At 69.0% G+C, this 19,743-nt stretch carries 14 protein-coding genes and 1 tRNA gene; 12 read left to right on the top strand and 3 right to left on the bottom strand.

All coding sequences use genetic code 11. The features are described 5' to 3' along the window. Positions 1-65 precede the first annotated feature (65 nt). The 5 genes from amaB to ACQ86G_RS09420 all read left to right on the top strand — a co-directional run bounded on the left by amaB (position 66) and on the right by ACQ86G_RS09420 (position 5,444). Positions 66-1,571 (top strand): L-piperidine-6-carboxylate dehydrogenase, encoded by a 1,506-nt coding sequence (gene amaB, locus ACQ86G_RS09400; RefSeq protein WP_431260334.1) that lies wholly within the window; start codon positions 66-68, stop codon positions 1,569-1,571. Then, positions 1,564-2,667 (top strand): 2-oxoadipate dioxygenase/decarboxylase family protein, encoded by a 1,104-nt coding sequence (locus ACQ86G_RS09405; RefSeq protein ID WP_431260335.1) that lies wholly within the window; start codon positions 1,564-1,566, stop codon positions 2,665-2,667. Before amaB ends, ACQ86G_RS09405 begins: the two co-directional genes overlap by 8 nt. Further along, on the top strand, positions 2,661-4,082 hold the full coding sequence (locus ACQ86G_RS09410; protein WP_431260336.1) for an FAD-binding oxidoreductase: 1,422 nt from the start codon (positions 2,661-2,663) through the stop codon (positions 4,080-4,082). The genes ACQ86G_RS09405 and ACQ86G_RS09410 overlap by 7 nt, the downstream gene beginning before the upstream one ends. A 78-nt stretch (positions 4,083-4,160) precedes the next feature. Then, positions 4,161-4,245: transfer RNA gene (locus ACQ86G_RS09415), tRNA-Leu, on the top strand. A gap of 122 nt (positions 4,246-4,367) precedes the next feature. Next, positions 4,368-5,444, top strand: a complete 1,077-nt coding sequence (locus tag ACQ86G_RS09420; protein ID WP_431260337.1) for a LacI family DNA-binding transcriptional regulator — start codon at positions 4,368-4,370, stop codon at positions 5,442-5,444. Between the two features lie 34 nt (positions 5,445-5,478). On the opposite strand, the gene ACQ86G_RS09425 is transcribed toward ACQ86G_RS09420, so the two are convergent. After that, on the bottom strand, positions 5,479-7,032 hold the full coding sequence (locus ACQ86G_RS09425) for a tryptophan halogenase family protein (RefSeq protein WP_431260338.1): 1,554 nt from the start codon (positions 7,030-7,032) through the stop codon (positions 5,479-5,481). Positions 7,033-7,225: 193 nt separating this feature from the next. Here ACQ86G_RS09425 and ACQ86G_RS09430 point away from each other — a divergent pair, with 193 nt between their 5' ends. From ACQ86G_RS09430 to glk, 6 genes are all read left to right on the top strand, one after another. After that, positions 7,226-9,667 carry a TonB-dependent receptor gene (locus ACQ86G_RS09430; protein ID WP_431260339.1) on the top strand — a complete coding sequence of 814 codons (2,442 nt, stop codon included), beginning with the start codon at positions 7,226-7,228 and terminating at the stop codon, positions 9,665-9,667. A gap of 5 nt (positions 9,668-9,672) precedes the next feature. Continuing rightward, on the top strand, positions 9,673-10,974 hold the full coding sequence (locus ACQ86G_RS09435) for an ABC transporter substrate-binding protein (RefSeq protein WP_431260340.1): 1,302 nt from the start codon (positions 9,673-9,675) through the stop codon (positions 10,972-10,974). A 99-nt stretch (positions 10,975-11,073) separates the two neighbouring features. Continuing rightward, the gene (locus tag ACQ86G_RS09440; RefSeq protein WP_431260341.1) at positions 11,074-11,991 is read left to right on the top strand and encodes a carbohydrate ABC transporter permease; all 918 of its coding nucleotides are present in this window, start codon (positions 11,074-11,076) and stop codon (positions 11,989-11,991) included. Beyond that, on the top strand, positions 11,978-12,802 hold the full coding sequence (locus ACQ86G_RS09445; RefSeq protein WP_431260342.1) for a carbohydrate ABC transporter permease: 825 nt from the start codon (positions 11,978-11,980) through the stop codon (positions 12,800-12,802). Before ACQ86G_RS09440 ends, ACQ86G_RS09445 begins: the two co-directional genes overlap by 14 nt. Before the next feature lie 73 nt (positions 12,803-12,875). Continuing rightward, positions 12,876-14,252, top strand: a complete 1,377-nt coding sequence (locus ACQ86G_RS09450) for a GH1 family beta-glucosidase (protein ID WP_431260343.1) — start codon at positions 12,876-12,878, stop codon at positions 14,250-14,252. A gap of 164 nt (positions 14,253-14,416) precedes the next feature. Further along, the gene (glk, locus tag ACQ86G_RS09455) at positions 14,417-15,415 is read left to right on the top strand and encodes a glucokinase (RefSeq protein ID WP_431260344.1); all 999 of its coding nucleotides are present in this window, start codon (positions 14,417-14,419) and stop codon (positions 15,413-15,415) included. 45 nt (positions 15,416-15,460) lie between these two features. Here the strand turns inward: glk and ACQ86G_RS09460 are convergent, their stop codons facing one another. Further along, entirely contained in the window at positions 15,461-17,482 is a 2,022-nt protein-coding gene (locus tag ACQ86G_RS09460; protein ID WP_431260345.1) for a M13 family metallopeptidase, read from the bottom strand. Positions 17,483-17,618: 136 nt separating this feature from the next. Then, complete coding sequence (locus ACQ86G_RS09465) at positions 17,619-18,629, bottom strand: DMT family transporter (protein ID WP_431260346.1); 1,011 nt, start codon at positions 18,627-18,629, stop codon at positions 17,619-17,621. Between the two features lie 136 nt (positions 18,630-18,765). On the opposite strand from ACQ86G_RS09465, the gene ACQ86G_RS09470 reads away from it, so the two are divergent. Next, positions 18,766-19,644, top strand: coding sequence for a LysR family transcriptional regulator (locus tag ACQ86G_RS09470; RefSeq protein WP_431260347.1), 879 nt, complete (start codon positions 18,766-18,768; stop codon positions 19,642-19,644). The last annotated feature ends 99 nt before the right edge of the window (positions 19,645-19,743 follow it).

Consider the following 19,743-nt stretch of genomic DNA (forward strand, 5'->3'; position numbering starts at 1 on the left):
TCGCATCCGTCGATTCGATCGGCCCCTCGCACGACTTGCCTGAACGCCTGAAGGAGAATTCCCCGATGACTTCCACCACCACCGACCTGCTGGCCGCCCTGGGCGTGCCGGCCGCCGCCGTCACCGGCGGCACCATGACCGTCCGCAGCCCGATCGACGGCGCCGTGATCGGCGCGGTCCATGAGGCCAAGGCCGCCGACATGACCGCCGCGATCGCCAACGCGCAGCAGGCCTTCCTGGCCTGGCGCACCGTGCCGGCGCCCAAGCGCGGCGAGCTGGTCCGCCTGTTCGGCGAGGAACTGCGCGCCAACAAGGCGGCGCTGGCCCGCTTGGTCTCGCTGGAAGCCGGCAAGGTGACCAGCGAGGGCGAAGGCGAAGTGCAGGAGATGATCGACATCTGCGACTTCGCCGTCGGCCTGTCGCGTCAGCTGCACGGTCTGACGATCGCCAGCGAACGTCCGGGCCACCGCATGATGGAGCAGTACCTGCCGTTGGGCGTGGTGGGCATCATCTCGGCGTTCAACTTCCCCGTGGCGGTGTGGGCGTGGAACTCGGCGCTCGCGCTGGTCTGCGGCGACACCTGCCTCTGGAAGCCCAGCGAGAAGACCCCGCTGACGGCGCTCGCGACGCAGGCCCTGTTCGAGAAGGCCGTGGCCCGCTTCGACGGCGCGCCGAAGTTCCTGTCGCAGGTCCTCATCGGCGGCGCCAGTGTCGGCGAGGCGATGGTCGACGACGCCCGCGTGGCGCTGGTCTCCGCGACCGGCTCGACCCGCATGGGCCGCGCGGTCGGCCCGCGCGTCGCGGCGCGCTTCGGCCGTTGCCTGCTGGAACTGGGCGGCAACAACGCCATCGTCGTCACGCCGAGCGCGGACCTGGACCTGGCCGTGCGCGGCATCCTGTTCGGCGCCTACGGCACGGCCGGACAACGCTGCACGACGACGCGCCGCGTGATCGCGCACGAGTCGATCCATGACGAGCTCGTCGCCCGCCTGGACCGCGCCCGCGCGCAGCTCAAGATCGGCAGCCCGGTCGAGCCCGGCCACCTGATCGGCCCGCTGATCGACAAGGCCGCCTTCGACGCGATGCAATCGGCCCTGGCCGCCGCGCGCGAGCAGGGCGGCGAGGTCAGCGGCGGCGAACGCGCCCTCGCGTCCCAGTATCCGGAAGCGTTCTACGCGGTGCCGGCGCTGGTCCGCATGCCGTCGCAGTCGGCCATCGTGAAGCACGAGACCTTCGCGCCCATCCTGTACACGCTGAAGTACAAGACGCTGGACGAGGCGATCGCGCTGCAGAACGACGTGCCGCAGGGCCTGTCCTCGGCGATCTTCACCAACGACATCCGCGAGGCTGAGACCTTCGTCAGCGCGAGCGGCTCCGATTGCGGGATCGCCAACGTGAACATCGGCACCTCGGGTGCGGAGATCGGCGGCGCTTTCGGCGGAGAGAAGGAGACCGGCGGCGGCCGCGAGTCCGGCTCGGATGCGTGGAAGGCCTACATGCGCCGCACGACCAACACCGTCAACTACTCGCGCGAGCTGCCGCTGGCGCAGGGCGTGAAGTTCGATGTCTGAGCGGAACGAGGAACTGAAGGCGTTGACGGCGCTCAACGCCAAGGTTGCGGCGGCGGTCGACAGCGGACTGTTCCAGGTGCTGCGCGGCGCGCTCGGCGACGAGGCGGCCCGCGCTGCCTTCTCGCGCGTGCAGGTCGTGCCGTCGCTGCTGCGTCCGGCCGGCGAGCGGGTCTCGCGCGCCGAGCTGGCGCAGGCGCTGAACATGGCGCTGTTCCTCGACGTGACCGACCGTGTGCCGATGGCGGCCGCCTACGTGGCCGACTTGCAGCGCGACGGGCAGCAACTGGTCTTCGACCACGGCGCGCTGCGCACGGTGGCCTGGCCGTCAGGCGCGCTGCCGCCGGGCGAGGCCGCGATCACCCGCGTGCTGAGACCGTTGGGCTTCACGATGGCGGCGACCTATCCGCTGCCGCGTCTGAAGATGACCGGCCGCGCCTGGCGCCACGCCGACTTCCCGGAGGACATCGCGCAGTTCTTCGTCTCTGAACTGCACCCGGAGCGCTTCTCCGGCAGCTTCCAGGGCGCGGTGACGCGGGTGCTGGCGACCTCGCAGGACCCGCTGACGCCGGGCGACCTGGCGCTGCTGGAACACCTCGCGCGCGACGGCGATCTGCCGACCGGTTCCGCCGTGGCGCTGCTGCCCAAGCTGGTCGGCTGCTTCGCCCGGCAGCACGCGCTGTTCGAGGCGGACGACTACCAGCTCCTGCTCACCGAATCGGCCGAGATGGCCTGGATCGCGACCGAGGGCAATGCCTTCAACCACGCGACCGATCGCGTGGCCGACATCGAGTCCGTCGTCGCGGCGCAGCGCGCGCTCGACCGGCCGGTGAAGGACTCGATCGAGACCTCCGCGACCGGGCGTGTGCGCCAGACCGCGTTCAAGGCGGTGCGCGTGATGCGCGAGTTCCTCGATCGCGGCCAGCGCGTGATGCTGGAAGTGCCCGGCAGCTTCCACGAATTCATCCAGCGCGCGCCGCTCGATGAGTCCGGCGCGCTGGACCTGGCCTTCGACGCGGGCAACGCGACCGGCATCTTCAAGATGACGGCCGGTGCGGCCAAGGACGCCGACACGACCGGCGAGGCCGCGGCGTGCTGAGCTTCCAGGCCGGCGGCTTCCTCGCGGAAGCGATCGCCGTCTGCGGCGAAGCCTTCGTGCAGGTGGGCGCGGACATCGAGCCGCGCTTCCTGCAGCCCGCGCGCTACGCGGCGGGGCGTGCGGCCGCGCTCGTGCGCCCCGGCAGCCGCGACGAAGCGGCGCGCGTGCTGGCGCTCGCGGCGGCCTGCGGACTGCGCGTGGTGGTGCAGGGCGCGCACACCGGCCTGGTCCGCGCGGGCACGCCGGACGACGCGAACGGCGAAGTACTCCTGAGCACCGAACGCCTTCGCGAGGTTTTCGACCTCGACCTGCTCGACCGCACGCTGCGCGTGTCGTCGGGCTTCCGGCTGTCGGAGATCAACGAGCGCCTCGAGCCGCACGGACTGTGGTTCCCGGTCGACCTGAGCGCCGATCCGTCGATCGGCGGCATGGTCGCGCACAACACCGGCGGCACGCGCATGCTGCGCTACGGCGACGTGCGCGCCAACACGCTGGCGCTGGAGGTCGTGCTGGCCGAACCCGCGGGTCAGGTCTTGCGCCTGGGGCAGGGGCTGCAGAAGGACAACTCGGCGCTCGCGCTGGGGCAGCTCTTCATCGGCTCGTCCGGCAGCCTGGGGCTGGTCAGCGAGGTCACGATCAAGCTCGCGCCCTTGCCGCGTCAACGGGCCGTGGCGCTGGTGGCGCCGTCGTCCCTGGCGGACGTCTTTCCGCTCTACGCCGACGTGATGCAGCGCTGGGGTGGGCTGGTGTCCGCCTTCGAAGGCATCAGCCGCGCGGCGCTGGAAGCTGGTTTGCACGGTCAGGATGCTGCGCGGTGGTTCGAAGGGCAACTGCCGGACTACGCGATGCTCATCGAGCTCAGCAGCGAACTGCCGGCGGATCGACTCGCGCTGACCGGACTGCTGCAGGGCTGGCTCGAAGCCGAATTCGAATCGGGACGCGTGTGGGATGCGGTGCTGGACGCCGACGAGGCGATCTGGGGCCTGCGCCATCGCATCAGCGAAGGACTACGGGTGCAGGGCAAGGTGATCGGGCTCGATCTCTCGCTGCCGCGCAGGCACTTCATGGCCTTCCGCGAGCGCGGCGCGGCCTGGCTGGCCGAGCGCTTCCCGCAGGTGCGACTGGCCGACTTCGGCCACCTCGGCGACGGCGGGATGCACTTCAACATGGTGTGGCCGGCAAGCGCGGGTCTGCTTGCGCCCGAGCAAGAGCTGACCCTGCGCGAGGGCCTGTACGCGCTGGTGGCGGCGCTGGGCGGATCGATCAGCGCGGAGCACGGGGTCGGGCCGCAATTGCAGGCGGCATACCGCGCGCATTGGGAGAAGGTCGAGCCCGCGATGCTGGATTGGGCGAGGAGAGTACAGACGTTGTGGGATCCGCACACACGTCTTGGAAAAGTGAATTGGGGCGGTTGAACCCCTTGCCAGGTTTCAAAACCATGCTAAAGTCCAATTCCTCGCTGCAACGCAAGTTGTGACGAAGAAATCCTGAAAGCCCAGGTGGCGGAATTGGTAGACGCACTAGTTTCAGGTACTAGCGGGTAACTCCGTGGAGGTTCGAGTCCTCTCCTGGGCACCAAATACGAAAAGCCGGCTTCCAGCCGGCTTTTTCATTGGCGACTCTCATTCGCGCTCCGGATTCGCACTCTCCCGCAGGGATCGTGTCCATATGGCAAAGTCGGGCGAGCATTTCGGATCTCTATGCCGCCACGTAAACCCGCCACCATCATCGACGTCGCTCGCGAAGCGGGCGTCTCCATCAAGACGGTATCCCGGGTCCTGAACCAAGAGCCGGGCGTCCATGCCGAAACCCGCGAAGCGGTGCTGAAGGTCGTCGCCGACCTCAAGTACCGCCCCAAGCAATCGGCCCGCAGCCTGGCCGGCGGGCGGTCCTTCCTGATCGGCCTGCTGTACTACGACCCGTCCGCGGCCTTCGTCGGCGGCGTGCAGCAGGGCGCGACGCTGCGCTGCCGGGAGGCGGGGTACCACCTCGTCGTCGAGTCCCTCCACAACGACGCGCCCGACCTCGCGATGCAGGTCGACCGCATGGTCTCGGCGCTGCGTCCGGACGGCATGATCCTGACCCCGCCGCTGTGTGACAACCCGCAGGTGCTGTCCGCGCTGCGCGAGAGCCAGACGCCGTGCGTGCTGATCTCCCCGGCGGCGGACGAGCCCGATCATCCGAGCGTCCGCATGGACGACGTCCACGCGGCGGAGGAGATCACCAACCTGCTGATCAGCCTGGGTCACACGCGCATCGCGATCATCAAGGGGGCGAAGGAACAGGTCGCCTCCAAGCGTCGCTACCAGGGTTACCTGGCCGCCTTGAAGGCGCACAAGCTGCCGCTCGACAAGGACCTGGTGGTGCAGGGCGACTTCACCTTCGACACCGGCGTCGAGGCGGCCTACCAGCTGCTGAGCCGACGCCAGCGCCCGACCGCGGTCTTCGCCAGCAACGACGACATGGCGCTGGGCGTGCTCGCCGCGGCGCAGCGCCTCGGCCTGGCCGTTCCGGGTGACCTCTCGATCGCCGGCTTCGACGACACGCCCGCCGCCGCGCGCGTGTGGCCGCCGCTGACGACGGTGCGTCAGCCGATGGACGACATGGCGCGCGCCGCCGTCGATCTGTTGATCGGCACGCCGCGCGATGCCGAGCCCGAGATCGGCGCCGAAGAGGCCGCGAAACCCAAGCACCGCGTCCTGCCGCACGAGCTCGTCGTGCGCGACTCCACGGCGGTGCTCGGCACCAAGGCCGCGCCGCGCCTCAAGAAGGCCTGAGCGCCTTCCCCGGCTTTCCGGGCTCTATGCCGCCCTATGCGGCCCGCTTGCCCGTCCGGGCAAGGAGCTGCTCGATCAGCACCCGATGCGGCGGCAGATCCCGCAATGCGTGCGCGCCGAGCTGCGCGATCGTCCCGAACTCCTTGCGCGCTTCCTCGCTGCGCATCAGCGCGGCGGCACCCGTGCCCAGCTGCGTCTCGAATTCCATCCCGTAGAGCACGTACTGCCAGCTCGCCGGCAGGTACATCTCGACGTCGGTGATGAAGTCCAGCCGCTGCGGCGGCCGGCAGCGCCACATGGCGAGCTTCTCCTTCAGTGTGTCGGTGAATGACGCCGGATCGGCGTTGTCGCGCCAGAACGCCGTGTCGGTGCGCTGCGTCAGGCCGTAGTGCAGCTTGATGAAGTCGACGATGCGTGCGTAGCGCGCGTTCATGAACGCGTTGAAGTGCTTCGCCACCGGCGCCGTATCGCCGTTGAACGGGAAGAGCTGTCCGATCAGATACGCCGCGGTCTCGATGAGTCCGATGCCCGACGACTCCAGCGGTTCCAGGAAACCGCCCGACAGGCCGACCGCCACGCAGTTCTTCACCCACTGCGTCTCGCGGTAGCCGATGTTGAGCGCGAGCTTGCGCGGCGTCAGTGCCTCCGACGCCGGGCCGATGTAGCGGCGCAGCGCGCGCTCCGCCTCCTCGTCGTCGCAGTGCCGACTGCTGTACACGTGGCCGATGCCGCGCCGCTCCTGCAGGCCGATGTCCCAGATCCAGCCGTGGTCCTGCGCGCTCGCGATCGTGTACGACGCGATCGGCGCATCCGGCCGCGCATACGGCACCTGCATCGCCAGCGCGCTGTCGACGAAGAGCACGTCACGCATCGACTTGAACGGCGATCCCAACGCCTCGCCGATCAGCCGCGCCCGGAAGCCGCTGCAGTCGACGTAGAGCCCGGCCGTCAGCGTGCCGGCCTCCTTCGTGTGCACCGCCGCGATCGCGCCCTGTTCATCGAGATCCACGCGATCCACCGTCGCGATCACGCGCTTCACGCCGAGCGCCTGACCATGCTCCGCGAGCAGTGCCGCGAAGCGTCCGGCGTCGAAGTGGTACGCGTAGTTCAACGGTCCGAGGAAGTCGCCATCGCTGGCGCGCTTCGGCCCGTGGCGTGCATCCGCGACGGCCTTCTGCAGCGTCACCGCCTCGGCGAACGCGCGTCCCTTGCCGGCATCGCCCATCAGCCAGTACGGCAGCAGTTCCGGCGCGCCGGGTCGCTGGCTCGGCTGGCTGAACGGATGGAAGTAGTGATCGGCGCCCGGCGTCCCCGGCGGCCGCACCCAGTGCTCGAAGCGGATGCCCTGCTTGTACGTCGCCGAGCAGGCCTCGAGGAACTCCGCCTCCCCGATGCCGATCGCCGACAGCGTCCCGCGGATCGAGGGGAAGGTCCCTTCGCCGACGCCGATGATGCCGATGTCGCTGGATTCCACCAGCGTGATGCGGACGCCGCCGTGCGCGGTGCCCAACTGCCGCGCGAGGAAGGCGGCGGTGAGCCAGCCTGCCGTGCCGCCGCCGACGATGAGGAGGTCCTGGATGGGTTGCATGGGCTTGTCTCCGGTGATCTTTTCAGGCGCGGCATCGAGGCCGCGATCTACGGGTAAATGATAGTGAGCAAAATGACAACGATGTCAATCGAAGCGTTGACAACGTTGTCATACGTTGCCTACGATGCACTCAAATTAGAAGAACACGCCCACCCGGAACAGAGCTTCGAATCGAAAGCCACCAGGAGACAACATGACTGACCGCCTCATCCGCCGGCCGCGCCTCGGCCTTTCCTCGCCCGTCCAGATCGCCGTGCTCGCGCTGCTGGCCGGAGCGGCCCACGCCCAATCGACCGAGGCTCCCGCGCCGACGCCGCAGGCCGACACCAGTGCCGCGGCCTCCGCCGACGGCAAGGAGAACAAGGCGCTGCCGCAGGTCGTCGTCACGGCGACCAAGCGCGCCACCTCGCTGCAGAAGACCCCGATCGCGGTGACCGCGATCAGCGCGTCGACCATCGACGACGCCCACGTCAAGAGCATGCTCGACGTGTTCAACCTCGTGCCCAGCATGCAGGGCACCGGGCAGGGCGACCACGGCATCGTGAGCATCACGCTGCGCGGCATCGGCAACGATTCGGCCAAGACCGAATACGCCGACCCCGAGGTCGCGCTCTTCGTCGACGGCGTCTTCGCGCCGCGCCCCGAAGGGGCCGCGACCATGCTGTTCGACCTCGACGGCATCGAAGTGCTGCGCGGCCCGCAGGGCACGCTGTGGGGACGCAACTCCACCGTCGGCACCATCAACATGAAGACGGCCAAGCCGGTGCTGAAGGACAACACCGGCTATGTCGAGCTCGGCACCGGCAGCTACAACCGCCTGGGCGCCAAGGGCGCGATCAACATCCCGCTGGGCGACACGCTCGCGGCGCGCGTCGCGTTCATCCACGAGCAGCACGACGGCTACGTCGACTACCAGAAGCCGACGCAGTACACGATCGCGCAGCAGCAGGCCGCCTACAACGCGGGCAACACGGCCGGCACCTTCCCGCCGTTCCAGCCGCTGAACTACAACCTGTTCACCACCGGCGGACCGAAGTACAACGCGCAGGATCAGACCGCCGCGCGCCTGAGCCTGCTGTGGCAGCCGATCAAGGCCTTCCGCTGGGACGTGTCAGTGGAGCAGTTCGCCGATCGCGGCACGCCGGCGATGAGCCTGATGCAGACGCCGCGCGAAGGCCAGAAGTTCTGGTCCGCGCTGATCGACACGGCGCCGTCGCTCAAGCGCGACTCCACGTCGATCCGCAGCCGCGCAGAGTACGACCTGGGCGGCATGTCGCTGGCCTACGTCGCGGGCTACACCCACTTCAAGGGCTCGGGCACCTACGACCAGGACCTCGGCGTGCAGATGCCGACGAGCTTCACGACCGGCGCGAACCACCAGGAAGACAACACCGTCTGGACCAGCTACCGCAGCCAGAGCCATGAGCTGACGCTGCAGAGCACGCAGAAGCAGACCATCGACTGGGTGCTGGGCCTGTACTACGCGGCCGAGGACAACGGCATCCGCTTCGACATCCCGATCATGAACGGGACGCAGCAGGGCACGGTGAGCTGGCAGGGCTCGTTCATCCAGCCGAAGGAGACGGTCGATTCCAAGGCCGCCTTCGGCCAGGCGACCTGGAACCTGACCGACGCCTTCCACGTCACCGGCGGCCTGCGCTACACGCACGACGACCGCAAGAACATCGGCGGACGCGGCTGGACCTGGGCCTACAACGCGGCGGCACCGCAGATCCCGCTCAACCCGACGATCGATCCGACCGATCCGGCCAACGGCTACCAGGCAGGCAACATCAACGACGCGCACTACAAGGGGAGCAAGACGACCTGGCTGGCGCGCGCGACCTACGACATCGACAAGAGCTCGATGGCCTACGGCAGCGTGTCCACCGGCTACAAGTCCGGCGGCACCGGCGACGGCGGCCTGCCCTACGGCCCGGAGACGCTCACCAACTACGAGGTGGGCTACAAGACCTCGCTGCTGGACGGCCGCATGACCTTCAACGTCAGCGCGTACCACATGAAGTTCAAGGACTTCCAGTTCAGCGCGCCGGTGATCGTCAACGGCAACCGCCAGTTCGCCTACTCCAACGCGGAGGGGGCGAAGGTGTCCGGCATCGAGCTCGAGACCGCCTGGATGATCACCAACGACGACAAGCTGATGCTGTCGGCCTCGTACACGAAGACCAAGCTGGGTCAGCTGGTGGCGGCGTCCAACGACTACCAGTTGCCGACCTGCTTCGATCCGACGCTGGGCGGCACCTGCCTGAACGTCACCGGTCACGAGCTGCCGCACGCACCCAAGGTGGCGATCCAGCTGATGTACGAGCACGTCTTCCCGCTCGCCAACGGCGATCAGGTCGCGCCGCGCATCAGCTACCACTACCAGTCGGCCAACTGGCTGTCGGTCTTCAACCTGGGCGACGGCGATCGTCAGAAGGCGTACTCGACGGCGGACATCAGCGTGCGCTACTCGTCGAAGAAGAACTGGTACGTCGACGGCTTCGTGCGCAACGTCTCGGACGAGAAGATCAAGACCAGCGCGGGCAGCGCGGTGAGCTTCGCCAATCCGGTGTGGACCGCGCAGTACGCGGCGCCTCGGACCTTCGGTCTGAACGCGGGCTACAACTTCTGACCGCTGTGCCCGACGTCCACCTGACCCGGCGATCGGCGGCGCGTGCGCTGCTGGTGGCCGGGGCGGCCGCGGCGCTGCCGGCAGCGTTCTCCGCGACGGCCCAGGTGGCCCCGACGCGCGCGCCGGCTTCGGTGCTGCGCGTCGCCACATTCCCCGACCTCGACCGTGCCGCGATCGCGGCGGCGCCGCGCTGGCGCGCGCTGCATCCGGAGGTCGAGCTCAAGTTGCTGTCGATGCAATACGCGGATCACCACCTGTCGATGACGACGGCGTTGGCCACGGGCTCCGGCCTGCCCGACGTGATGGCGATCGACCTGCGCTACATCGGCAAGTTCGCCGGCTCGGGCGGTTTCGTCGACCTGAACCGGGCGCCGTTCAACGCGGCCGCGCACGCCGACGACTACGTCCGCTTCGCCATGGCGCAGGGCGTGGGCCCGAACGGCGCGCAGGTCGCGATCCCCGCCGACATCGGTCCCGGCACGCTGATCTACCGCAAGGACCTGCTCGACAAGGCCGGCGTCAGCGAGGCGGAGATCACCCGCGACTGGGCCTCGTACCTGGCGGCGGGCGAGCGCATCCGCAAGACCACCGGCGCCTACCTGATGGCCGACGCGGCCGACCTGCGCGACATCGCGCTGCGGCAGGGCCTGCAGGACGGCGAGGGCCTCTACTTCGACGCGGAAGGACGGGTGCTCGTCGAATCGGCGCGCTTCCGCCATGCCTTCGAACTCGGCCGCGCCGCGCGCCGTGCGGGCCTGGATGCGCGCGCCATCGCGTGGACCAACGACTGGGCCGCCGGCTTCAAGCAGGGCCGCATCGCGACGCAGATGATGGGCGCCTGGCTCGTCGGCCAGCTGCGCAACTGGATCGCGCCGCAGACGGCCGGCCTGTGGCGCTCGGCGCCGCTGCCCGGCGGTGTGCAGGCCGCATACGGCGGATCGTTCTATGCGATCCCGAAGAAGGCCGCCAACAAGACCGCCGCCTGGGACTTCATCCGCCTGATGACGGCTGATGCGCAGGTGCAACTGGAGTCGCTCAAGGTGCTCGACAGCTTCCCCGCGATGCGCGCGGTGCTGCGCGATCCGGTGATGGACGAACCGATCGAATTCCTCGGCGGACAACGCGCACGCCAGCTGTGGCGCGAGACCGCGTCGCACATCCCCGCGATCCCGGTGAACCGGTTCGACGTGCTCGCCACCACCGTGATCCGCGACGAGTTCGAGCGCGTCATCTCCAAGGGCAAGGCCATCGCGGAGGCGCTGGCCGACGCGCGATACCTCATCGAGCGCCGCGCTCGCCGCCGCTGAGGCCACACGCATGAACGCGCGCCCCTCCCCTCGCCCGCCGCCCCGCGCCCGTCATGGCTGCGGTTGCCGGCGCTGCGTTCGCGCCGTCTCGCGCCCTACTTGTTCATCGCGCCGTTCTTCGCGCTGTTCCTGGTGTTCAGCCTGTTCCCGCTGGTCTTTTCGATCTACCTGTCGCTGCAGCAGTGGAACCCGGCCGAGGGCCTGCACACGATGCACTGGGTGGGGCTGGAGAACTACGGCTACGCGCTCACCGACCCGTGGTTCTGGGATGCGCTCTACAACACCGCCTGGTTCGCGCTGGTGGCCGGCGTGCCGCAGCACCTGGTGGCGCTGCCGCTGGCGTTCTTCATCCATCGGCGATTCAAGCGCGGCCGGGACCTGGTCGTCGGCGCGTACTTCGTCCCGTACATCACCTCGAGCGTCGCCATCGCGTTGATCTTCACGACGCTGTACTCGAAGGACTACGGCCTGATCAACGCGGCGCTGGCCGAGCTCACGCGGATCCCGTTCATCGGCAGCCCGCTCGCGTCGTTGACGGCGCTGAAGGACGGCGGCATCGACTGGCTCGGCGATGCCGATGTCACGCGCCCGGCCGTGGCCTTCGTCGTGTTCTGGCGCTACCTCGGCTGGAACCTCGTGCTCTACCTGTCGGGCCTGCAGGTCATCGACAAGGACCTCTACGAAGCCGCGACGCTGGACGGCGCCACCGAGTGGCAGCAGTTCTGGCATGTCACGCTGCCGCTGCTCAAGCCGATGATGTTCTTCGCGGTGACGCTGACCATCATCGGCAACCTGCAGCTGTTCGAGGAGCCCTTCATCCTCGTCGACGGCGAGAAGGGCGTGTCTTCGTCCGTGATGACGACGGCGATCTTCATGTACCGGACGGCGTTCTCGGACGGCGACTTCGGGACCGCGTCGGCGATGTCGTGGCTGATGTTCGTGCTGATCGCCGCGCTGACCTGGGTCAACGCGCGGCTGTTCGGCCGCGACCCGCGGAGTGGCCATGGCACACGCTGAACGCCATTGGCCCGCGTGGCTGATCGTCGTCGGCGGGGCGATCCTGCTCGTGGCGCCGCTGTACTTCACCTTCGTCTTCGCGACGCACGGGCGCACGGAGATCTTCGACAACCCGCCGCCGCTCTGGTTCGGCGACGCGGCATCCTCGAACCTGCGGCTGCTCGAGGAACGCCTGCCGTTCTGGCGCAACCTCGGCATGAGCCTTTACGTCGCGTCGATGACGACGGTGCTGAACCTGCTGCTGTGCTCGCTCGCCGGCTACGCGTTCGCGATCTACGAGTTCCGCCTCAAGGGCTCGCTGTTCGCGATCGTGCTCGGATCGATGATGCTGCCGGCGTTCATGCACATGATCCCGAGCTTCATGGTGATGGACGCGCTGGGCTGGATCGACGAGCCGCGCGCGCTCTACCTGCCCGCCGCGGCAAGCGCGCTCGGCATCTTCCTGATGCGTCAGTACATCGGCTCGGCGATCCCGTCCGACCTGATCGACGCCGCGCGCATCGACGGCTGCGGCGAGCTGCGCATCTTCTGGAGCATCGTGCTGCCGCTGCTCACGCCCGCGCTGGGCACGCTGGGGCTGATCACCTTCATCGCGAGCTGGAACAACTTCGTCGCGCCGCTGGTCGTCATGCGCTCGGCCGAGAACTACACGCTGCCGCTGGCGCTGCGCTCGATGCAGGCGCCCAACAACACCGAATGGGGCGCGCTGATGATCGGCAGCGCCATCGCGATGCTGCCCTTGCTGGTGGCGTACGTCTTCAGCGCCCGGCGGCTCGTCGCCGGGCTGACCTCGGGCGCCGTGCGCGGCTGACCGAACCGACCCCGGAAACGCCATGTCCTCCTCCGCGATTCCATCGACTTCCTCGACCTCGACTGACACCACCATGCACGCGAACGACGCCAACCCCGCCGCAGACACCGCCACCTTCCAATCGCTCATCCAGTCGTTGCCCGCGGACTTCCAATGGGGCTCCGCCACCAGCGCCGCGCAGATCGAGGGCGCCGCCCGTGAAGAAGGGAAGGGCGAGTCGATCTGGGACCGGTTCTGCGCCCAGCCCGGCCGCATCAAGGACGCGTCCAACATCGACGTGGCCTGCGACCACTACCGCCGCTATCCGGAGGACGTGAAGCTGATGAAGTGGCTGGGGCTGGACGCCTACCGCTTCTCGTTCTCGTGGCCGCGCGTGCAGCCGCTGGGCCGCGGTGCGTGGAACGAGGCCGGCTTCGCGTTCTATGACCGGTTGATCGACGAGCTGCTCGCGGCCGGCATCAAGCCCAACGCGACGCTGTACCACTGGGACCTGCCGCAGGCGCTGGACGAGTCGATCGGCGGGCTGCTGTCGCGCGACGTGGTGCCGCTCTTCGCCGAGTACGCCGCCGAGATCGCACGCCGCTTCGGCGACCGGCTGTCGACGATCGCGACGCTGAACGAGCCGTGGTGCTCGGCGACGCTGGGCTACGAGACCGCGCAGTTCGCGCCTGGCCACACGAACCGCGCCGAGGCCTACCAGGTGTCGCACCACCTGCTGATGATGCACGGCGCCGCGATCCAGGCGATGCGCGCGGTCGGCTCGAAAGCCCAGCTCGGCATCGTGCTGAACCACACGCCGTCGTTCCCGGCCGACCCGCTCAGCGAGGACGACCGCCGCGCCGCCCGCATCGACGACGGCACCAACGTGCGCTGGTACATGGATCCGGTGTTCCGCGGCCAGTACCCGGCCGACATCGTCGAGCACCTGGGCGCCGACGCACCGAAGATCCAGGACGGCGACCTCGCGCTGATCCAGCAGCCGCTGGACTTCCTCGGCATCAACTTCTACACGCGCAGCGTGCTCAACGGGCAGCAGCAGTTCGTGACCCCGCCGGGGGAACTCGGCTTCACCGACATGGGCTGGGAGATCTATCCGCAGGCGCTGACCCAGCACCTGCTGCGCATCACCCGCGAATACACGCCGCCGCCGATCGTCATCACCGAGAACGGCATGGCCAACGCGGACAGCATCGTCGACGGCCGCGTGCCCGACGCGGCGCGCATCGCCTACCTGCGCGGCCATCTGGAGGCGCTGGCCCAGGCGGTGGCGCTGGGGGCCGACGTGCGCGGCTATTTCTACTGGAGCCTGCTGGACAACTTCGAGTGGAACTCGGGCTACCTCAAGCGCTTCGGGCTGTTCCACGTCGACTACGCGTCGCAGGAGCGGCTGGCCAAGGACAGCGCGCACTGGTATCGCGACGCGATCGCGGCGTTCAAGGCCGGTCGTTGACGCGCGTGCTCCAGGGCACGTTCAGCGCGACGCGCTAAACACCGGCCGCGACCCTGTCCGTCACCCGGGATCGGCGACGGACTGTGGCAGCATCCAGGGCTTTCGCGGGCAGGCGACGAACTTGCCCCGCGACGGCATGGAGCATCGGTGAAGGAGCACAAGGCATGACACAGGGCGCAACAGGGGCGCCGGCGCGGTTGCTGGCGGATGTGGGCGCGACGCACGTGCGTTTCGCCAGCCAGGGCGGCGCGGCCGGGCCGCTGGAACACGTGGCGCGGTATGTCTGCCAGGATTTCGACACGCTCGCGGACGCGATCTTCTATCACCTGCATCGTGAGGGCCTGCCGACGCCGCGCAGCTGTGCGATCGGCATCGCGACGGCGGTCACCGGGGACCACGTCCGGATGACCAACCATCATTGGAGTTTCTCGACGCGGGCATTGCAGTCGGCGCTCGGCGCGGAGCGGCTGCTGGTGATCAACGACTTCACCGCGCTGGCGTTGGCCTTGCCCGGGATCGGCCCGCAGTCGACGCGCAAGGTCGGTGGCGGGGAGGCCGTCGTCGGCGCGGCGCGCGGCCTGGTGGGGCCTGGCACGGGGCTGGGCGTCTCCGGCCTGCTGCCCTCGGAGGACGGTACGTCGATGGTCGCCGTCGGCGGGGAGGGCGGGCATGCGACGCTCTCATCCTACGAGCCCGAAGAGCGCGCCGTACTCGACCTGCTGCACCGCCGCTTCGGGCACGTGTCGGCGGAACGGGCCGTGTCCGGGCCCGGTCTCGAGAACCTCTACACGGCGCTCGCGGAACTCCGCGGGCTCAAGCTCGCGCCCGGGGAAGGCCGCAGCGCACCGGCCATCACCGCCGCAGCGCTCGCGGGCGAATCCTTCAGCAGCGACGTCGTCAACATGTTCTGCGCGCTGCTCGGCGACATCGCCGGCCACGTCGCACTCACGCTCGGCGCGCGCGGCGGGCTCTACATCGGCGGCGGCATCGTGCCTCGTCTCGGTGAATGGTTCGATCGCAGCCCGTTCCGGACGCGGTTTGAAACCTGCGGCCGGCTCACCTCGTACCTGCGAGCGATCCCGACCTTCGTCGTGCATGAAGCCGATCAGGCACCGCTGCTCGGTGCGAGCCGGGCGTTGGATCGGGACGTTCCGACGCACTAAAAAATCGGCCGGGATTCCCGGCCGATTTGCTTTGCAGAGGTCTGATTACCAGATCCGGATGCGGTCCTCGCTGGACTTGAACATCTTGTCGCCCGGCTTGGTCTTGAAGGCCTCGTGGAAGCCGTCATGGTTGACCGCGGCACCGTTGGCACGGAACTCCGGCGGCGAGTGCGGATCGATGGTCAGCAGCTGCAGCTTGCGCTCGTCGCGCGCCTTCTCGCGCCAGGCCTGCGACCAGCCCATGAAGAAGCGCTGCTCGCCCGTGTAGCCGTCGATCACCGGCGCCGGCTTGCCGCCCAGCGAGCGCAGGTAGGCCTTGTAGGCGATCTGCAGGCCGGACAGGTCGGCGATGTTCTCGCCCAGGGTCAGCTTGCCGTTCAGGTGCTTGCCGGCGATGGGCTCGTAACCCTCGTACTGCGCGACCAGTTTGTTGCCGATGGCGTCGAAGGCCTTGCGGTCGTCGTCGGTCCACCAGTTGCGCAGCTTGCCGTCGCCGTCGAACTGGCTGCCCTGGTCGTCGAAGCCGTGGCTGATCTCATGCCCGATCACCGCGCCGATGGCACCGTAGTTCACGGCGTCGTCGGCCTTCGTGTTGTAGAAGGGCGGCTGCAGGATCGCGGCCGGGAAGACGATCTCGTTGAGCGTCGGGTTGTAGTACGCGTTGACCGTCTGCGGCGTCATCAGCCACTCGCGGCGATCGACCGGCTTGCTGGCCTTGGCGGCCTGGCGCTTCCACTCGAAGGTCGAGGCGCGCAGGTTGTTGCCCACCGGATCGCCGGCCTTCACTTCCAGCGCGCCGTAGTCGCGCCAGACGTCGGGGTAGCCGATCTTCACCATGTACTTGGACAGCTTGTCCTGCGCCTGCGCCTTGGTCGCGGGCGTCATCCAGCTCAGCTTGTCGATGGACTCCTTGTACGAGGCCAGCAGGTTGTTGACCAGCTGCACCATGCGCGCCTTGTCGGCGGCCGGGAAGTGGCGCTGGACGTAGACCTCGCCGACGGCTTCGCCGAGCGCGCCGTTGACGTTGCCCACGGCCTGCTGCCAGCGCGGCTGCTGGCTCTTCGCGCCGGTCAGTGCCGCGCCGTGGAAGGCGAAGTGCGCATCGCGGTAGACCTTGGGCAGCGTCGAGGCGTTGGCGTCGATGGTGCGGAAGGTCAGGTAGAGCTTGAGGTCGTCGAGCGAGGCCTCGCCGAGGATCTTCGCGGCACCGGTCAGGTAGCTGGGCTGCGAGGCCGACAGCTTGTCCAGGCCCGGCAGCGAGGCCGCCGTGAAGAACGCGTTCCAGTCGAAGCCCGGTGCCTTCAGCGCCAGTTCGGCCGGCGTCATCGGGTTGTAGGTCTTCTGCGGATCACGCAGCTCGACCTTGTCCCATTGCACCTGCGCCAGGCGTTCCTCGAGCGCCAGCACGCGCTGCGCGCTGCCCGCCGGATCGGCGATGCCGGCGGCCTTCGCCAGCGTCTGCAGGTAGTCGACGTAGGCGCCGCGCGCCTTGCCCAGGCGCTCGTCGTCCTTCTTCAGGTAGTAGTCGCGGTCCGGCAGGCCGAGGCCGCCCTGCCAGGTCTGCAGGCGGTTGATGGTGGGATCCTGGTAGTCGGCCTCGATGCCCAGCGGCACCGGCAGGTCGACGACGCCGGTCTGCGCGCCCAGCCAGGTGGCCAGCTGCTCGCGCGTCTGGATCGCGGCGATGCTGTCCAGCAGCGGCTTGACCGGCGCCAGGCCGGCCTTGTCGATGGCCGCGGTGTTCATGTAGGCGGCGTAGTAGTCGCCGATCTTCTGCTCGACGGTGCCGGCCTTGGCCTTCTTCTTGGCGAGGTCCTCGATGATGGCGCGGGCCCGTTTGTCGGAGAGGTCCGCCAGCTGGTGGAAGGCGCCGTAGGAGGACTTGTCCGCGGGGATCTCGGTGGTCGAGAGCCAGTGGCCGTTGGCGGCGCGGAAGAGGTCGTCCTGCGGCCGGACCGACTTGTCGTAGCCCTTGAGGTCGAGACCCGATTGCGGCGGTGCCGCCATCGCGAAGCCGCCCAGCTGCATCAGCAGGGCGAGGGTGGTGAGGCGGAGGGCAGTCTTCATCGCAAGCAGCTCTTGAGCGCGGGCCGGGGCCCGACGAGGCCGCCAGCCTATGCCAGAAGACAGGCCCATGACAAAAGGCATGAGCCCGCCTGTGGCGCCCGCCGCACCGGGACTTTCCAGCTTGTCGCCAGGCGCATCAAGTGGCTGGGCAGCGCCCGCCGGCACCCGCCATCGCCCCGTCCTTTACCTCCGCTTTACCGGAGGCGCCGTTTCCTGTCCCGCCGTGGCCATCGACGCGCGTCGTCGACGTCGATGCGGGCGCCCGCGTGCTCAAGGTGAGCGCCGCGATGACGAGCGCCGCGCCGATCCACTCCTGCATCGCCGGATGCTGCCCCAGCGCGACGCTCATCAGCAGCGCGGACACCGGCACGCCGTTCAGGAACAAGGTCCCGCGCGAGGCGCCGAGCTGCCGCACGCCGAAGTTGAAGGCCACCACCGCCGCGACCGTGGGCACGGCCGCGATGTAGACGAGCTGCGGCACGACCGGCGTCACGTCGGTCCACGCCGGCGCGGCGATCCAGCCCCCGGCCGTCGCGACGAGGGCGAACGCCAGCTGCCACGGCAGCGCCGCGATGGCGGTCAGGCCGGTGTATTCGAGCGGGCTGAGGGCCGGGACCTTCGCCGCGCCGCGCGTGTAGAGCACCCAGCCGACGGTGCCCAGCAGGGTCAGGGCGTCGCCCAGCAGCATGTGCGGCGGTCCGTCGCTGCGCCCGAGCACGCCGGAGACGAGGATGACGCCGCTCAGCGCCAGCACCGCCGCGCCGGCCACGGCGATCCCCGGCCGCCGGCCGTCGAGCAGCCAGCGCAGCAGGATCGTCGTCATCGGCATCGTCGCCATCAGCACGGCGCCGTGCGAGGGCAGCGAGAGCTTCAGCCCTTCCAGCACCAGGATGCCGAAGAAGCCGTAGCCGAGCACGCCGTAGCCCGTCAGGGGGCGCCAATGGGCGCGCAGCTTGGCCCAGGGCCGTTCGCCGAAGACGACGACCAGCACCGTCATGCCGACGCCCGCGAGGAGGTAGCGCAATGCCGTGAACCAGATCGGATCGAGGCGGCTCAGCACCGGCTTGCCGACGAGGAACAGGCTGCCCCATGAGACGGCCGCGAACAGCATCGCGACGGTGGCGGCATACGGGTTGGAGAGGCTCATGGCGGCCTTCGCTTTCGGAGACTTCGATGGCTGGAAGTCTGGGCGTCGCCGCGCGCACGGTCCATGCGCATGTTTGGAACAGGCGTTTTGAGAATCTGAACGACGGTCTCACGGCGGCTTGTCAGAATCCGGACCCATGGAGCTGTACCAGCTGAAGAGCTTTCTGGCCGTCGTGGCCGAACGGAACCTGACCCGCGCGGCGGAGAAGGTGTTCACGTCCGTGCCCGCCGTGAGCGCGCAGATCAAGGCGCTGGAGGAGGAGCTGGGCGTGCAGCTGTTCGAGCGCAGCTCGCGCGGCATGACGCTGACGCCCGCCGGGGAGAAACTGGCCGAGGAGGCCCGCCGCACGCTCGATGCCGCGCAGCGCCTGCGGCATGCCGCCGCGCAGATCCGCGGCGACGTGCAGGGCGTGCTGCGCATGGGCACGGTCAGCGATCCGATCTCGCTGCGCCTGGGCGACGTGCTGGTCAGGCTGGCGGAACGACACCCCGGCATCGGCCTGCAGCTGATGCAGCGCCTGTCGCTGCAGAGCGTGCAGGCGCTGCGCCGGGGCGACGTCGATTGCGCGTACGTGCTCCACGACAACGAGACCGCGGAAGGGCTCATCGTCAATCGTCTGCGACGGATGGAACTCGCGATCGCGGTGCCGCGCCGCTTCGCCGACCGCGAGTGGCCTGTGTCGCGGGATGCGCTGCTGTCGCTGCCCTGGATCGGCACGCCGGTGGTCTGCGGCCTGCGCGCCGCGGCCGAACGGCTGTTCCAGAGCGCCGGCCGCGAACCGCCGCACAGCCTGATGGCCGAGACCGAGTCCGCCGTGCGCGGCATGGTCGCGAGCGGCCTCGGGGCGGCAATCCTCCGGCTCGATCAGGCGCAGGCCGCCGTCGACGCCGGCGAGCTGCGGATCTGGCCGCACTGGCAGGACGAGACCTGGCTGTGCTGGCTTCAGAAGGAAGGCCCCGAGGAACACGCGCTGACGGCGGTGCGCGAACTGGTCGAGGAAGTCTGGCGGGACTGAGCAGGCCCTTGCCGGATTGAGAGGGCCGGACCGACGGCCGCACTGACGGCCGCTCTCGTGTTTCTTTTTCGACCGACCGGTCGGGCTGCGATACTCCGG

This window comes from Roseateles chitinivorans (assembly GCF_050632145.1).
GTDB classification, from domain to species: Bacteria; Pseudomonadota; Gammaproteobacteria; order Burkholderiales; family Burkholderiaceae_C; genus Roseateles; species Roseateles chitinivorans_B.

Excerpts from the sequence above, each read along its gene's own strand:
- ACQ86G_RS09425 (WP_431260338.1), bottom strand. The coding sequence starts at position 7,032 with ATGCAACCCATCCAGGACCTCCTCATCGTCGGCGGCGGCACGGCAGGC.
- amaB (WP_431260334.1), top strand. The coding sequence starts at position 66 with ATGACTTCCACCACCACCGACCTGCTGGCCGCCCTGGGCGTGCCGGCC.
- ACQ86G_RS09450 (WP_431260343.1), top strand. The coding sequence starts at position 12,876 with ATGCACGCGAACGACGCCAACCCCGCCGCAGACACCGCCACCTTCCAA.
- ACQ86G_RS09470 (WP_431260347.1), top strand. The coding sequence starts at position 18,766 with ATGGAGCTGTACCAGCTGAAGAGCTTTCTGGCCGTCGTGGCCGAACGG.
- ACQ86G_RS09430 (WP_431260339.1), top strand. The coding sequence starts at position 7,226 with ATGACTGACCGCCTCATCCGCCGGCCGCGCCTCGGCCTTTCCTCGCCC.
- ACQ86G_RS09460 (WP_431260345.1), bottom strand. The coding sequence starts at position 17,482 with ATGAAGACTGCCCTCCGCCTCACCACCCTCGCCCTGCTGATGCAGCTG.
- ACQ86G_RS09420 (WP_431260337.1), top strand. The coding sequence starts at position 4,368 with ATGCCGCCACGTAAACCCGCCACCATCATCGACGTCGCTCGCGAAGCG.
- ACQ86G_RS09465 (WP_431260346.1), bottom strand. The coding sequence starts at position 18,629 with ATGAGCCTCTCCAACCCGTATGCCGCCACCGTCGCGATGCTGTTCGCG.
- ACQ86G_RS09405 (WP_431260335.1), top strand. The coding sequence starts at position 1,564 with ATGTCTGAGCGGAACGAGGAACTGAAGGCGTTGACGGCGCTCAACGCC.
- ACQ86G_RS09445 (WP_431260342.1), top strand. The coding sequence starts at position 11,978 with ATGGCACACGCTGAACGCCATTGGCCCGCGTGGCTGATCGTCGTCGGC.
- glk (WP_431260344.1), top strand. The coding sequence starts at position 14,417 with ATGACACAGGGCGCAACAGGGGCGCCGGCGCGGTTGCTGGCGGATGTG.